General features: G+C 62.3%; 14 protein-coding genes and 1 tRNA gene. 7 read left to right on the top strand and 8 right to left on the bottom strand.

What is annotated here, in order from left to right; translation table 11 throughout:
- Positions 1-112 precede the first annotated feature (112 nt).
- Both BM400_RS00325 and BM400_RS00320 read left to right on the top strand, forming a co-directional pair.
- Positions 113-535, top strand: coding sequence for an NIPSNAP family protein (locus BM400_RS00325; RefSeq protein ID WP_217644053.1), 423 nt, complete (start codon positions 113-115; stop codon positions 533-535).
- 231 nt (positions 536-766) lie between these two features.
- A complete protein-coding gene (locus tag BM400_RS00320) occupies positions 767-1,003 on the top strand; it encodes a hypothetical protein (RefSeq protein WP_089835563.1) in 237 nt (78 codons plus the stop codon).
- A 79-nt stretch (positions 1,004-1,082) separates the two neighbouring features.
- Here BM400_RS00320 and BM400_RS00315 read toward each other — a convergent pair.
- From BM400_RS00315 to BM400_RS00290, 6 genes are all read right to left on the bottom strand, one after another.
- Positions 1,083-1,158, bottom strand: a tRNA-Thr gene (locus tag BM400_RS00315).
- Positions 1,159-1,203: 45 nt separating this feature from the next.
- Positions 1,204-2,352, bottom strand: a complete 1,149-nt coding sequence (locus BM400_RS00310) for a DUF6599 family protein (RefSeq protein WP_089835561.1) — start codon at positions 2,350-2,352, stop codon at positions 1,204-1,206.
- A 77-nt stretch (positions 2,353-2,429) separates the two neighbouring features.
- Positions 2,430-2,825: a nuclear transport factor 2 family protein gene (locus BM400_RS00305; RefSeq protein ID WP_089835559.1), complete on the bottom strand. Its 396-nt coding sequence runs from the start codon at positions 2,823-2,825 to the stop codon at positions 2,430-2,432.
- 13 nt (positions 2,826-2,838) lie between these two features.
- On the bottom strand, positions 2,839-5,028 hold the full coding sequence (locus BM400_RS00300) for an N-acetylmuramoyl-L-alanine amidase (protein WP_089835556.1): 2,190 nt from the start codon (positions 5,026-5,028) through the stop codon (positions 2,839-2,841).
- A gap of 108 nt (positions 5,029-5,136) precedes the next feature.
- Positions 5,137-6,309: an acyltransferase family protein gene (locus tag BM400_RS00295; RefSeq protein WP_089835553.1), complete on the bottom strand. Its 1,173-nt coding sequence runs from the start codon at positions 6,307-6,309 to the stop codon at positions 5,137-5,139.
- Positions 6,310-6,334: 25 nt separating this feature from the next.
- Entirely contained in the window at positions 6,335-6,934 is a 600-nt protein-coding gene (locus tag BM400_RS00290) for a cupin domain-containing protein (protein WP_089835551.1), read from the bottom strand.
- Positions 6,935-7,360: 426 nt separating this feature from the next.
- Between BM400_RS00290 and BM400_RS00285 the strand changes: the two genes are divergently transcribed.
- The 5 genes from BM400_RS00285 to BM400_RS00265 all read left to right on the top strand — a co-directional run bounded on the left by BM400_RS00285 (position 7,361) and on the right by BM400_RS00265 (position 11,021).
- A complete protein-coding gene (locus tag BM400_RS00285) occupies positions 7,361-7,621 on the top strand; it encodes a hypothetical protein (RefSeq protein WP_089835549.1) in 261 nt (86 codons plus the stop codon).
- A 608-nt stretch (positions 7,622-8,229) separates the two neighbouring features.
- Positions 8,230-8,721, top strand: coding sequence for a 3-hydroxyacyl-ACP dehydratase FabZ (fabZ, locus tag BM400_RS00280; RefSeq protein WP_089835546.1), 492 nt, complete (start codon positions 8,230-8,232; stop codon positions 8,719-8,721).
- Complete coding sequence (gene lpxA / locus BM400_RS00275) at positions 8,718-9,500, top strand: acyl-ACP--UDP-N-acetylglucosamine O-acyltransferase (RefSeq protein WP_089835544.1); 783 nt, start codon at positions 8,718-8,720, stop codon at positions 9,498-9,500. Before fabZ ends, lpxA begins: the two co-directional genes overlap by 4 nt.
- A gap of 1 nt (position 9,501) precedes the next feature.
- On the top strand, positions 9,502-10,356 hold the full coding sequence (locus tag BM400_RS00270; protein WP_089835541.1) for an LpxI family protein: 855 nt from the start codon (positions 9,502-9,504) through the stop codon (positions 10,354-10,356).
- Positions 10,357-10,481: 125 nt separating this feature from the next.
- Positions 10,482-11,021, top strand: coding sequence for a peroxiredoxin (locus BM400_RS00265; RefSeq protein WP_342714536.1), 540 nt, complete (start codon positions 10,482-10,484; stop codon positions 11,019-11,021).
- A gap of 109 nt (positions 11,022-11,130) precedes the next feature.
- Here the strand turns inward: BM400_RS00265 and BM400_RS21845 are convergent, their stop codons facing one another.
- Entirely contained in the window at positions 11,131-12,168 is a 1,038-nt protein-coding gene (locus tag BM400_RS21845) for a hypothetical protein (protein ID WP_175528792.1), read from the bottom strand.
- Positions 12,169-12,401: 233 nt separating this feature from the next.
- Positions 12,402-14,285, bottom strand: coding sequence for a lytic transglycosylase domain-containing protein (locus tag BM400_RS00255; protein WP_089835536.1), 1,884 nt, complete (start codon positions 14,283-14,285; stop codon positions 12,402-12,404).
- Positions 14,286-14,350 lie beyond the last annotated feature (65 nt).

Genomic DNA, 14,350 nt, shown 5'->3' with positions numbered 1-14,350 from the left:
CCGAACGTTCGGGGGAGGGGCCGTAGCACCTTTGGGTGATATCGCGGTCGCGCCCTGATATTTTTGGGAATAAACTCATCTCGCAGCGACTTCAACATTTGGAGAGAAGACCATGGACCGCAGGAATTTATTAAAGGCGATGGGCGCGGCGGCAATGATGCCCATGGCTGTGGATGCGGTGGCGGCGTCGCCGGCGGGTGACGATAGCGTGTATGAACTGAGGATCTATCACCTGAACGAGGGAAAGCAGGATCTGATCCTGGAGAGATTCCGTTCCGGTGAGACGAAGCTCTTTGAGAAACATGGCATGCACGGCGTTGCCTATTGGGTTCCTACGGACGAGCCGCTGGCGGGCCGCACTCTGGTCTACATGCTTCGCCACAAAAGCCGCGAGGCTGCGACGGCAAGCTGGGCTGCGTTTTCCAAGGATCCGGATTGGGTGGCGTTGAAGACGGCGTCGGAGAAGGATGGCGTCTTCGTGAAGCTGCACGAGTCGACGTTTCTGAAGCCGACCGACTTCTCTCCGAAGCTCTGAGGTGTACGCGTGATGCTGGTTTTGCATCCAACATCACAGCGATTTCACCTCGTCTTCTCTTGGGGCCGTACGGTACTTGCGTACATGCAGAACGAGAAAGATCCAGGAAAACGGGAGAATTCGCTGGTAAGTTACGAAAAGCACTCTATACAACAGCATTTGCGGATGTTTCTATAGGGACGCGGATCCAAAAAAACTTGAGCAAAATCTTACACCGCTAGATCGGGCCACATGAATAATGAGCAGATAATCAAGGAATTGACGGCAAAACTGGAAAAGATGCATCCAGAGCACAGGATCGTCATGAGGAACAACCGGACCATGATCAGCAATCATTGGTTTGTGTACCTGCAGTCGACGCCGGACGGTCCGCTCCAGGAGATTGGCAGTGACTACACGGAGGTAACCGCGCTGAAAAACGCGCTTGCCGTGAGTGAGTCGCTGATTCCGGCCAAAGTAAGCTTTTAGCTCCGAACCATCGAGGGCGCACGAGAAAGAGGCGAGACCGCATGGGAGCGGACTCGCCTCTTTTCTGGTTCAGAACCTGTGGAGCCGATGAGCGGAGTTGAACCGCTGACCTACTGATTACGAATCAGTTGCTCTACCAACTGAGCTACATCGGCGTACCTTATGCATTCTATCGGCTCCGGGGCCTGAGAGCAAACGGGTCAGGTGGTGGGCGGTGTCCGATCCGTGGCATCGGCGGCTGGTTTGCCGCTGAAGTCGATACGGAGGAACTCCGGCTCGCTGGCGGCGGGCTTACCCATCAAGACGCGTACCCAGGCGCGGCCGAAGCCGAGGAAGAGGCCCAGCAGGATGGCTGCCAGGCCAAGAACGCCGGAAAAGACGAGGATGCTCGTCAGGAGGCTGGCGGTCTTGCGGACCTCGGTGTGGAACTCAGGCGGCAGGGCCTTGTTCCAACTGACCTCGCTGTGCAGGTGGATCTGATCGACCACCTCCTGCGCCTCTTTTTCCGAGAAGCCGCCGGTGGCGAGGATGAGGAGCGGGCCTTCGCGGCGGAGTTTGGCGACTCCGGCGGGCGGTTGCGCGTGAAGCTGCGCGTCGACGGCACGGCTGACGTCGCCGGCGATCGTGGGTGTGGGGTAGAGCAGGAGGGTGACGACACCGCGCTCCTTGTGGGCGTGGATCTGGTAGTCGCCGGTGACTGATTCGCCGGCCTTATCGAAGGTGAGGATGTTTGCGGGCAGGACGCCGCCCATGGCGGTATAAGCCGCGGGACCGAGCGCGTAACGCAGGCTTCCGGGGACCAGGTTCTTTTCAGGCAGGTAGGTGGGCAGAAGAGGCGGTTGGCTGGCAGGGCCTGAGGCTTTGGGGAGATGCGTGATCAATTCGTCAAAGACAGCCGGGAGCTTTGGGGTCGACTTGTCGAAGTGGGCAATCACCAGGTTGATGCCGCTCTGGAAGAGGATGCCGTCGGGGCCGCTGGCGGTGGCGCCGCCGACCTTCTTCGCGGGCTGGTTGAAGCCCTGGGAACGCTCGTAACAGAAGGCGGCGTAGGCGCCCGAGACGTCGAAGAACTGATAGACGGTGAGGGTGCCGTGGAACGGTCCGGAGGTGAAGTCGGATTTTTCGAAGCGGCGGATGCCGTCTTCTTTCATGACCGGAGCCTGCGCGGCGTCGAGTGAGCCGAGGCCGTCGCCGACGGGGGCAGGGGCGTTCTTCTGGAAGGAACCGATCTGCTGGGGGAGAAGAGGCGGCGGGGGCTCGACGATGTGGGCGGCGGGCGGAGCCTGCGCCGCGGCACCGGCTGCGGCAAGGAGGACAGCGAAGATGAGGGTTTTACGCGACGAAACCATACAGGGGTGAGACTACCATTTCCTCACGGGGGTAGCTCGGGAGGGAGGCTGGAAGCGTGGGCGACGCGGCGGACGGCTCAGGAGCGATGGGCGAATGCGGCTGATGGGCCAGCGTTCGGATCGGCCTCGTCTTCGAGGTCCATGGCTACGATGAGGCCCTCCGCGATGGTGAAGACGTGGACGACCACGCCGTCGGCGAGGAGATCGCCTTGCAGGTTCTTGACAAGCTGGTGCACGCGCACGTGAATCCGACCGGACTCTTGCGGGGAGAGGTCGAGGGGGTCGACGTGGGGGTCGAACTCGCTCCACTGCCGCGTCCAGTAGGCACGGATCGCTTCTTTGCCGATGACCTTGCCACCCTCGGACGCCCTGGGCCAGCTCACGTCGTGCGTCATGAGGGCGAGGGCGGCGTCGATGTCTCGCCGGTTGAAGGCGGCGTAGGCCTGCGCGATGATGGTGCTGGTGTCGGCCATGGAGGCTCCTGGACTACTTGCCGGTGGCGGGGGTGGCAATGGAAGCGCGTTCGAGCGGGGCGTGCGAGTCGCCGAGGCCCGACTCGTATTTGGCGACGCCCTTGAAGAGCGACTCGGCGACGCGCTGACGATACTCGGGCTTGCGGAGCTGCTCGGCGTCGCGCTGGTTGCTGACGAAGGAGATCTCGGCGAGGATGGACGGCATGTTTGCGCCGATGAGCACGACGAAGGGGGCCTTCTTGACGCCTCGATTGCGGAGTCCTTCGTTACCTTGGGCGAGGCCTGCGTAGAGGCTGGTTTCGACGTCCGAGGCGAACTCGCGGGACTCCTCGATCTTGTCCTTGAGGGTGATCTTCTTGACCAGTTCGGTGAGCTGGTGGACGGACTGGCCGGAGAGGGCGTTCTCGCGAGCCGCGAGCTGGTTGGCGTCGGCGGATTGCGTGAAGTTGAGGTAGTAGGTCTCGACGCCGCGCGCGGTGGGGTCGGGCGAGGAGTTGGCGTGAATGGAGAGGAAGAGGTCGGCCTGGGCCTTGTTGGCGATGGCGGTGCGCGTCTCGAGCGGGATGAAGGTGTCGTCGGAGCGGGTGTAGATGATCTCGGCGCCGAGGCGCTCGTGCAGCAGCTTGCCGAGGCGGAGGGCTACGTCGAGGACGACGTCTTTTTCCTGGATGCCGCCCGCGCCGAGCGTGCCGGAGTCGTGTCCGCCGTGGCCTGCGTCGATGACGATGCGGCCGATCTTGAGGCCGAGCGCGCGCACGAGCGAGGTCTCGCCAGTGGCGGTGGGAACGGCGGCTTTCGCGGGAGCGGCGATGTCGTCGTCCGGGGTGTGCCTGGTGTGTTTGCGTTTTGTGGCGATCGGGGAGTCGTCAGGGACCGTGGCGGCGATGGGATGTGCGGTGGGCTTGCCCGTGGCCTCGATCTTGCCGGGTTGGAGGCTGACCGCGGCGATCTCGGCGGAGGCGGTCGGTGTCTTGGTGGCGATGGTGTTGGGCACCGGGCGTCCCAGCGTTACGGCCTGTGGCTGCGCGACGCGGGGAGCTGGAACGGGCAAGGGGGTCGCTGGGATGGGGGCTGCGACGGCCTCCTGTTTCGCCTTGCCGTGAATGTCGATGATGAGCCGCGACGGGTTGGGCAGGAGGAATGCGGAGTATTCGGTCACATCGCTGACGTCGAGCACGACGCGGGTGGTGTCGGGGGTCTGCTGGGCGGCGCGGATCTTCTGGAGAAAGCCATCGTCGGTGACGGCAAAGGTCTTGTTGATGAGCTCGGGTGCCAGGCGTGCGCCGTGGAGATCGAAGAAGAGTCGCGACGGGTTGGTGACGCGCGCGGCCTCGAAGGTCACGTCGTCGCCGAGGTCGATGGCGACGCGGGTGTAGGTGGGGGTCGACCAGTGACGGATGCCGGTTACGGTCGCCGCGCGCGGCCTGTGCGTGGGAATGGGGGCTTCGACCGGCGTTGCTGCAATGGGGAGCTCGGTGGTGCGGGGCTGCGCGTAGGTGGGCACGGTATCGGCGCGTGCCGCGAGCTCCGCGGTCGTCGCCATGGGGGGCAGGCCGGAGTGGCGCGTGGGAGCCTGCGACGTTTCGACGGGCTCGGGCGTTGGCTCGGGCGTTAAAGGAGCGACGCGTCGCGCGGGTTCGGGCTCGGGGACGACAGCCGGGGCCTTTGCGCGGGCCAGGGTGGCGGGTGAGCGCAGCGCGACGCGTGCGGCTTCAGCCTGTTCGCTCCGAGGATGATTGTGGACCAGAAGCGCGTACAGCGTCCGTGCGGCTTTGGGATCGTGGCGCTCTTCCGCTTCGAGCTGGGCCTGGGCGAGGATTGCTGCGGGAACAAGGGAACTGGCCGGATACTGCGTGCGCAGAAACTCGTAGTGCGTGGCGGCGGACTGTGTGGCCTTCGCGTCGTGGAGGAGGTGGCCCTCTTCGGCCTCAAGGTTGGCTTGGGCGAGGATGCTGGCGGGCGCGTGCTGGTCGCGAGCCGAGCCGAAGTAGATGATGCGGAAGGCTTCGATGGCGCGTGCGTATTCGGCGCGGGTCCGTGCGGACTCCGGCTCGGCGGCGAGTGCTTCACGCAGATGCAGGGCCTTTTCCCACGGAGTCGTTGCCGTGTGGGCCGGTGCGGTGCGGCTGCTCGCGGCGTACACGGGGGTAAAGCTGGCGGCTATGGCCAGGACGGCAGTGCGGGTTGTGCTCGACGGCTTCATCGCTTGGTCGAGTTTAAGGTTCGAAGGGCTGCGGATCGTGGCGAAATGCCGGGGTGTACTTGCCTGGGTACTCCCCCGACACGGCTGAGAGCGCAGAGAATCTATGGGTTACGGCGTTTCTGGCCTGATGGCGTGTGTGAATTTTGGACGCAGACGCCGGTTCATCGGCTCGGAGAAGAAGCGAGCGACGAGCCCACCGAGAGGCGCGGTGAGCAGAAGGATGCCGACAACCCATGCGGCGAGCGGTCCGCGGTGGTACTTGAAGTAGAGCTCCGTGCCAAAGAGGACCAGGAACTCGTGCGTGAGATAGACCTCATAGGAGTGGCGTCCGAACCAGCGGATAGGCGCGGTCCAGAGGCGTCCGGGACGGTTGCGCAGCAGGGACGCGACGATGACGAGACTCGCCGCGAGGGAGAGCAGCGTGTCGTCAAGACCGCTCTTGCCGAGGAAGCGCAGAACCGGATGCAGGATAGGCCAATTGGACGGCCAGAGCGCAATGAGGAAGAGGATGGCGGCTCCGGCGATCTGGGCCGGGATGAGAGCGCGCCGAAGGGCTTCGCGGCGGGGCCAAAGGCGATGTGCGAGGAGCGCGGCGAGGCATCCGACGGCGATATCGCTCATGCCGCCGATGTAGTTGTTCTCACGCCAGACCTCGTTCGAGGCATACCAGGTGGTGCGGGCGAAGGGACCCATCGCGACAAAGGCCACGAGGATGGCGATGAAGGCGAAGAGGCCTGCGCGGAGGCGGAGCAGGACGACGCACGCGAGCGGGAAGAAGAGGTAGAACATCTCCTCAATGGAGAGCGACCACATGACGTCCCAATTGGCAGGAAGGTATCCGTGGAAGGACTCGTACCAGTTGAGGTGGAAGGTGAGGGCGGAGAGCAGCGCGCGGGGAAGTGTCGCGACGTTGGGCCGGATCACGAAGCCTTCGACATGCGCCAGATGCAGGATGCTGAGGACTGCGAGCAGAGCAAGGAGAAGGGGAGCGATGCGCGCGAAGCGAATGCGGTAGAAGGTGAGGGGCCGCATCGCCGCGAGCGACCCGAAGCGGCGCATCGAGGTGAAGGTGATGAGAAAGCCGGAGATGGCGAAGAAGACCGTGACGCCGTTGCCTCCGTTGCGAAAGAGCAGATGACCGAGCATCTTGGGGAGGTTGGCGTCGACGTGGACGCTTCCGAAGAAGAAGCGGAGCCAGGTGTGGAGGAGGACGACGGCGAGGATGGAGAGTCCGCGCAGGACGTCGACGGTGTCGAAGCGGGGTTGAGGCTGCTCGGGCATGGGGTTGATGGTACCGTCTGGCCAGCTATGGCTGCCAGTTCGGACCGATCATCTCGCGCAGGGCGGATTCGGTGGCCCATGGCGCTTTGTCTTTGAACCGGGCGATGAAGCTGGGGCCGGCGCCGATCCTGACGCGACCGGGGGTGAACTCCGGGGAGAGCGCGTTGGCCATCAGGGCGTAGGCCACGCCTTTGTGCAGACGGAGCGCCTTCCAGCATCCGCCCGGCACGGCGACGATAGGTCGTTCCCCCTTGGCGAGATCCATGCCGAGGACTCGCAACTCGACGCGCCCGTCTGGATGGAAGATGTAGTAATCCACCGGGCCACCTTCGATGAGGATGTGGGTGTCGTCGGGCGCGAGCCAGTGCAGGTAGTTGATGGGCACCGCGCGCGTGAGCATGTAGTAGTTCTGGCTTTGGACGGCGAAGGTTTGGTCGTCGATCTGGATCTTTCGGGCGGAGACGCCGAGGATGCCGAGGAAGCCGGACTCTTTGGGGAGTGGCTTGAGGTCCAGCAGGCGGATGAGTTCGCTGGCGCGGGCGTCGGTGTGGACGGCCTGCTGCGGGATGGCATGTGTCGGGACGAGACAGGCGAGCAGGAGAGCACAGGTCGCGATGGGCTTCATCGCCGCAGACTATCACTGGCTCCGGACGAAGCGAAGAAGGCGAAGATGTTCGTCGTGATGTGCCCTGCTTGTGGTGCAGAGGTTCAACTTTTGCGGTGGCGATCCGAAGCTTTTCAACAGAGGAAAACTCGATTCGCCCAACGGGTACAGGGTGTTGGGAGAAGCTGTGCAAGCGCAAGTGCGAAAGCTTCGGACTTACACCTTCCTTTCGCCCCTTGCGGAGGCGCGTGGGTCTTCGTAAGGTTGAGAAGCGTTGACAAGGGGAAGAGAGGCTCGATGAGCTCGACCCCGAACTACGAACGAGAAGAACGAAACAGCAGTTCAGGCGTGAAGTCTTCGCCGTCTTTTCAAAACAACATGCGTTGAGAGTGATTCGGCCGCGGACGATGCGGAACGGCTCTTTCGAAAGCTTTGAGACCGCTGCCTGTGTGGGCCGCGATCGCGCCTTTGCTCGTCCTGGTGACGGGTTGGCCGGTCGAGCGCTGCCGGTGGATGGCTCCCCTGCGCCTTTCGGACGAGACGATCCGGTATCACCAAACGAGGCTCTCAACATCTCCCCGCAGTTCGGTGCAGGTCACCGGGCATGCGATCCCCCGTGTGCTTCTCGGCTTCGAGAGTGCTGTGCATATCGGGGGTTCAAGCCCCTGCGTCTTTGGGGTCCTCTTCGGCTCGCCGGTGGCGAGGTGAGAGTTTCGACAATCTGTAGCCCGGTGTTTTGCCGGTTGTATCTCCCCTGCTGTGCTTCTCGGGTTTTCGAGAGTGCTGTGCATATCGGGGGTTCAAGCCCCTGCGCCTTTGGGGTCCTCTTCGGCTCGCCGGTGGCGAGGTGAGAGTTTCGACAATCTGTAGCCCGGTGATCCTGCCGGTTGTATCTCCCCTGCTGTGCTTCTCGGGTTTTCGAGAGCGCTGTGTATATCGGGGGTTCAAGCCCCTGCGTCTGTTGGGGTCCTCTTCGGTTCGCCGTTGGCGAGGTGAGAGGTTTCGACAATCTGTAGCCCGGTGATCTTGCCGGTTGTACCTCCCCTGCTGTGCTTCTCGGGTTTTCGGGGGCGCTGTGCATATCGGGGGTTCAAGCCCCTGCGTCTGTTGGGGTCCTCTTTGGTTCGCCGTTGGCGAGGTGAGAGGTTTCGACAATCTGTAGCCCGGTGATCTTGCCGGTTGTATCTTCCCTGCTGTGCTTCTCGGGTTTTCGGGGGCGCTGTGCATATCGGGGGTTCAAGCCCCTGCGTCTGTTGGGCGATACGGCGGCTCGCTGGAGTGGTCGAGAAGGTGCGGCATTTATACTCATGGGTGCTATGAGTGAAGAGACTACGAACCTACCGGCACCGGACCAACCGGAAAGACAGACGATGGAGATCGGCGAGATTATGGCGCTGCTCCCGCATCGCTACCCGTTCCTCCTGATCGATCGCGTCGTTGAGATGACGCGCAAGGAACGCATCGTCGCCATCAAGAACGTGACGATGAACGAGCCTCACTTTCAGGGACACTTTCCGGATTACCCGATCATGCCCGGGGTGTTGATGGTTGAGGCGATCGCGCAGACCGGCGGTGCGCTTCTGCTGAAGGAGATTCCAGACCGCGACTCGAAGCTGATGGTGTTCACCGGCATCGAGGAGGCGAAGTTCAAGCGGCCCGTGGTGCCGGGCGACCAGCTCCGCATCGAGGTTACGGTGATGAACTGGCGGACGCGCGCGGTGAAGATGCGTGGCGAGATCACGGTCGAGGGCAAGGTGGTTTGCGAGGCCATCGTCACCTGCATGGTGGTGCCGCGGGTGAGGGCATGATTCACCCGACCGCCATCGTGGCTGCGGGCGCGAAGATCGCGGCGTCGGCGAAGATCGGCCCCTTCTGCACGGTCGGTGCGAACGTCGTTCTTGGCGAGGAGTGCGAACTGGTGTCGCATGTGATCGTCGATGGGCACACGACGCTGGGTGCGCGGAACACGGTATATCCGTTTACGAGCCTGGGCTGCTCACCGCAGGATCTGAAGTACAAGGGTGAGCCCACGCGGCTGGAGATCGGCGACGACAACGTGATCCGCGAATCGGTGACGATCTCGCGGGGCACGGTAGGTGGTGGCGGCGTGACGACGGTCGGTTCGGGATGCCTGATCATGACGTTGACGCATATCGGGCACGACTCGCATATCGGCAACGGGTGCATTCTGGCCAATGCCGCCACGCTGGCTGGGCATGTGGTCGTCGAGGACTACGCGGTGGTTGGGGCGCTGTGCCCGGTACACCAGTTCTGCCGGATCGGTAAGTACAGCTATATTGGTGGCGGCACGACGATTACGCAGGATGTGCTGCCGTACTCGCTGACGTCGATTGAGCGCAACAACCATGCGTATGGCCTGAACAAGGTCGGGTTGGAGCGCCGTGGGTTTACGCCGGCGCAGATCAAAGGGCTAAGGCAGGCGTACCGGCTGCTGAAGGGCTCGAAGCTGAATACGACGGACGCGCTGGCTGCGATGCGGGAGATGCTCGCCGGGCTGGACGACGCGGAGCATGTAAGGTATTTCGTGGAGTTCATCGCGGAGAGCACGCGCGGAGTGATCAAGTAACGTGGTCTCTCATGAGCCAGAACGCCTTGGTCTTATCGCGGGCAATGGGCGCTTTCCGTTCTTGCTGCTCGATGCAGCGCGGGCACATGGGCTGACCGTCGTCGTGGCAGCGATCAAGGAAGAGGCCGATCTGGAGATGAAGGCACGGGCTGCGGCTGACCCGCAGGTGATCGTGCATTGGCTCTCGCTGGGTGAACTCTCGAAGCTGATTGAGACCTTCCAGCGCGAGGGTGTCACCCGGGCCACCATGGCGGGGCAGGTGCGGCACAAGCAGATCTTCTCGTCGATCCGGCCGGACTGGCGTCTTGCCAAGCTGTTGATGAGCCTGCGGACGAAGAATACCGACATGCTCCTCGGCGCGGTAGCGAAGGTGCTGGGCGATGAGGGAATCGAGCTGATCTCGTCGACGGCTTATCTTGAGCCCCTGCTGGCGAAGGCCGGCGTGCTCACGCGCCGTTCCCCGAGTGAGAACGAGACAAAGGACGTGGCCTACGGGCGCACGGTTGCGAAGGGTATCGCCGGGTTCGATCTTGGGCAGACCGTCGTGATCGCCTCGCAGGCGTGTGTCGCGGTCGAGGCGATGGAGGGTACCGACGCCACCATCGCGCGCGCGGGAGAGCTGCTGCGCGGCTCGGGCGGCGTGCTGGACGCGACGCTGACCGTGGTGAAGGTCGCCAAGCCCAATCAGGACATGCGCTTCGACGTGCCGGTGATCGGCGTGGCTACGATCCGCACGATGATCGCAGCGGGTGCGACCTGTCTCTCGGTCGAGGCGGGGCGCACGCTGCTCTTCGATCCGGCGGCGATCATCGCAGCGGCGGATGAGGCCGGGATCGCGATTGTCGCGGAAGCATGAGTAAATCTGCACGTTCGTGACAACTGATATACGCTCTCGGGCGTACTATATCCGTGGGTGTCCGAGCGCGTTTTCTTTCGCCGCCGCACGCCCCCAATCGAAAGGGAACGAATATGCGCAAGGGATTGTTGCTCAGAAGCCTGGGGCTCGCCGCCGTGGCAGCCGCTGTGACCGCTGGTGGTCTGGTACTGAAGGTCAAGGCAGCCGATACGATTCAGCCGGGTGCCACCGCACCGAACTTCAGCCTGCCCTCGCAGGAAGACAAGCTGGTTTCGCTAAAGGACTACAAGGGCAAGTGGGTGGTGTTGTACTTCTACCCCAAGGACCAGACGACCGGATGCACCATCGAAGCGCATAACTTCCAGCGCGACATGGCCAAGTACGATGCCGCCAATGCGGTGGTGCTGGGCGTCTCGCTCGATACCGTGGAAGGCCACAAGGCCTGGTGCTCGAAGGATACGTTCAGCTTCAAGCTGCTTGCGGATCCCGACCATAAGGTCGTCGACGCATATGGCGTGCCGGTCAAGGGCATGGGCGCGATGAAGTTCGCCAACCGCGAGACGTTCCTCATCGATCCTTCGGGCAAGGTCGCCAAGGTCTGGGAGAAGGTCGACGTGAAGGTTCACTCGGACGAAGTGCTCGCGGCGATCGCAGCGGCAAAATAACGCCAAAGCTCATTCTTAAATGGAAGAAGGCTCGAATTCTCTCGATCGGATTGATCGAATGAATTCGAGCCTTCTTTCGGTTCGGGCGGACGAGCCGCCAGGTAGAGGCTTACTTCTTGGCAGCGGGCTTCTTGGCAGCCTTCTTCGCGACGGTCTTCTTGGCAGCGACCTTCTTGGCCACAACCTTCTTAGCTACGACCTTCTTCGCGGGAGCGGCGGCCTTCACGGGAGCTGCAACCTTCTTGGCTACGACCTTCTTTGCCGGTGCCTTTACGGGTGTCTTTGCGGGAGCCTTCTTGGCTACCGTCTTTTTCGCCGGAGCCGCTGTCTTCTTCGCTGCTGCTTTCTTTGTTGCCAAGGGAATACCTCTCAATGGGGATTTAGATTTGACGGTGCTCTTTTTGCCGGCTGCCTTCTTAGGGACAACCTGACCGCCGCGCTGAGCAACCGACTTCTTCGCGGCAGATTTCGTGGACTTCGCAGCGACCTTCTTCAGCATCGCAACCTTCTTCGCGGGGACCTTGACTGCAGCCTTCTTCGCGGTCTTCTTCAGCGGCGCGACCTTCTTCGCGGCAACAGTCTTCGCGGGAACAGTCTTCTTCGCGGCTGCTTTCTTGGCCGGAACTGCCGTCTTCTTGGCAGGCGTGGCCTTCTTCGCCGTAGTCTTCACTGCTGGAGCCGCAGCCTTCACCGGTGCGGCTTTCTTGGCGACGACCTTCTTGGCGGGAACAATCTTCTTCGCCGCAGTCTTCTTGGCCACGGTCTTCTTCGTTGCCGCCTTCTTGCTGGAGGGAAGCGACTTCAGAATCTCGCCGACGGTCGGCACGGGGACGACATCGACAGGTTCGGTGGCCATGGTCTCAGCCGGGGTGTAGCCTTCGGCGGGTGTCGCGGGAGCGGCCGGGATATCGGCCTCTTCGGTGTGCGGAGTTTCGTGCAGTAGGGGCTCGGTAATTTCGGTCTTGATCTCGTCTTCCATGTCTTCCTCGTCGCCGTTCATTTCGTCATCGTCCGAAGTGAGAGTGATCTCTTCTTCTTCGTCGTCCTGCTCATCATCGAAGCTATGGCTGGTGTGACCGGTTTCATTCTGATCGTCATCGGCCGCAGCATGCCACTTCATCGTGTCCGTCTGGTTGTCGCGTTCCATCTCGTCTCCCTTTTCACTCAGGTCTCGATCCAGCGTCTCGATCAAAACTTTGTGCTGCCTCAATGCCTTGTTGCTGCTCAACTCACCGCTTCATACTCGGCATATCACCGCTTCATACTCGGCATAAATGTACTGCATCTACGGCAGGGATTCTAGCAATCGACTGTAGCATGCGCTAGTAACCGCACACACACTTTTTTTGCGTGTGAGCCTTACTTGTCAGATGCTGAATTTCATTTCGACGAACGATGATGCGGTGAACTCTTTGCACTCTTCGCTGCGGGCTTCGCGCTTGTCTTCGTCGATGCGCCTTTCGTCGTCGTCTTCGTAGCTCCGCCACGGCTCTTGTTGGAAGTGGGCGATATGCTCGAACGCCTTGATCCACGCGCCTTTGAGGCACGTCCACGAGCGCGGGCTCGCGACGAAGGTGCAAGATGAACGGGCTCCGCAACAGCAAGCGAACGACCCGCCTGCACGGCACTCGAGGAGAGATTGTTCCAGCGGCGAAGATCTTCCGGAGATACATTGAAGCGATCCGCGATCGTGATCAACGTGTCGCCTCGGCGCGTCGTGTAGCGCGAAGGGTGCGTGGATGCAACGGATCCGGCGATCGGGACGACGAACTCATCGCCCTCCTCCACCGGCGCGCTGAGACTGACTTCGTTGGCCTCGGCCAGCACGCTCGCCTGCACATGCATGTCGCTCGCGATGGAGGCGAGCGTCTCGCCGGCCTTCGCCTCGTGGAAGCGCCATGTCGCACGCTTTTCTTCGGGGATGTCCTTCATGCGTTCGGTGTAGAGCTTCGACGTGCCGATGGGAATGTGAAGATCAAACGGTTGATCGTTCGGCGTGGTCATGCGCAGAAGGCTCGGATTCAGCGCGACGATGGCAGAGACGTTGGTCCCTGTCACATCCGCGATGAGCGGAAGGCTGACCGCATAGTCGACGGTGACCGTATCCCAGATGAGGGGTGCGTCCGGCACCATCTTGTCCAGGCCATACTTCTCGGGGTTCTTGGCCATGATGACCGCGGCCAGAATCTGCGGCACATAGTTGCGCGTCTCGGCCGGCATCGCATTGCGCCGGTAGAGTTCCCAGAAATCCGCGTAGCCGGTACGCATTACGGCGCGCTGGATGTTGCCCGGGCCCCAGTCGTACGCGGCCATGGCGAGGTACCAGTCTCCGAACTGGTTGTGCAGTGCCTTGATGTACCGCGCATAGGCATGTGAGCTCTTCTCCGGATCGAAGCGTTCGTCGAACCATCCGTTGCGCTTGAGTCCATAGGCCCCGGTGGGCATGAACTGCCACATGCCGCCCGCGCCGGAGCTTCCGTTCATAGCCTGCGGCTGGAAGCCGCTCTCGGCGACGGCGAGATAGATCATGTCCTGCGGCACGCCTTCCTCGCGCAGGATCTTCTGGATCATGTCCTTGTACTTGCCGGCGCGTTCGAGCGAGCGCAGCATGTGCGCATGGAACGAGGGCGAGTTCGCGAAGTAGTTGATGTAGCCCGCGACCTGATCGTTGATAACGAGCGGGAGATCGGATGCCGTCGTCAACTCCCCCTTCAGCTTTGCGGTCAGTTCTGGGTTCGCGGGGAAGGTGAGGTCGGCTGCGGACTCGATCGGCGATGCTTCGACCGGAGCGGAGAAGCCGTTGCCCTGCTTCAGCGCTGCGAGTTCCAGGGAGTTGACGGCATTCAGCAGCCGGTCGAACTCGTCGGCCAGTGCCTGGTTGCCTTTGAGATCCATGCCGCTGGTCAGCATCGCGTCCACGGCGAAGTCGAAGTCGGTGCGCGCTGCTTCAAGACGGCCCGCCTGGTAGTTCGCCACGCCGGACTTGTAGGACCGCTCGGCGTTCGCGATGATCTGCTGCGCACGATAATTTGCAGTCGCGTCCTGAGCGTTCTGCACGCCCTGGGTCTGCAACGGCGTGGCAGCGGGCGTTGCGGCCGCTGCGGCTGGCTGGATGGTGGGCGCGGTCGCGTAGGCGGGCACGCTGGCCACGGGAGACTTGCTTACGGAGTCGTCAGGGCACCCGGCCAGGAAGACGAGCGGGGCGCAGGTACAGGCCGCAAGGGACCAGCGCCAGGCCAGCCGGGAAAACGTGCTCTCACTCATTCGCTTACCTCAGAAAACAGATCCATCCGTGTTCAGATGCCGTTCCTGATTGTAAGACGGGAAAG

It is taken from the genome of Granulicella pectinivorans, from assembly GCF_900114625.1.
Classification (GTDB): domain Bacteria; phylum Acidobacteriota; class Terriglobia; order Terriglobales; family Acidobacteriaceae; genus Edaphobacter; species Edaphobacter pectinivorans.
This window is presented reverse-complemented; position numbering and strand designations above follow the sequence as displayed.

Coding starts and splice junctions, on each gene's coding strand:
- BM400_RS00325 (WP_217644053.1), top strand. CDS start 113: ATGGACCGCAGGAATTTATTAAAGGCGATGGGCGCGGCGGCAATGATG.
- BM400_RS00320 (WP_089835563.1), top strand. CDS start 767: ATGAATAATGAGCAGATAATCAAGGAATTGACGGCAAAACTGGAAAAG.
- BM400_RS00310 (WP_089835561.1), bottom strand. CDS start 2,352: ATGGTTTCGTCGCGTAAAACCCTCATCTTCGCTGTCCTCCTTGCCGCA.
- BM400_RS00305 (WP_089835559.1), bottom strand. CDS start 2,825: ATGGCCGACACCAGCACCATCATCGCGCAGGCCTACGCCGCCTTCAAC.
- BM400_RS00300 (WP_089835556.1), bottom strand. CDS start 5,028: ATGAAGCCGTCGAGCACAACCCGCACTGCCGTCCTGGCCATAGCCGCC.
- BM400_RS00295 (WP_089835553.1), bottom strand. CDS start 6,309: ATGCCCGAGCAGCCTCAACCCCGCTTCGACACCGTCGACGTCCTGCGC.
- BM400_RS00290 (WP_089835551.1), bottom strand. CDS start 6,934: ATGAAGCCCATCGCGACCTGTGCTCTCCTGCTCGCCTGTCTCGTCCCG.
- fabZ (WP_089835546.1), top strand. CDS start 8,230: ATGAGTGAAGAGACTACGAACCTACCGGCACCGGACCAACCGGAAAGA.
- lpxA (WP_089835544.1), top strand. CDS start 8,718: ATGATTCACCCGACCGCCATCGTGGCTGCGGGCGCGAAGATCGCGGCG.
- BM400_RS21845 (WP_175528792.1), bottom strand. CDS start 12,168: ATGGAACGCGACAACCAGACGGACACGATGAAGTGGCATGCTGCGGCC.
- BM400_RS00255 (WP_089835536.1), bottom strand. CDS start 14,285: ATGAGTGAGAGCACGTTTTCCCGGCTGGCCTGGCGCTGGTCCCTTGCG.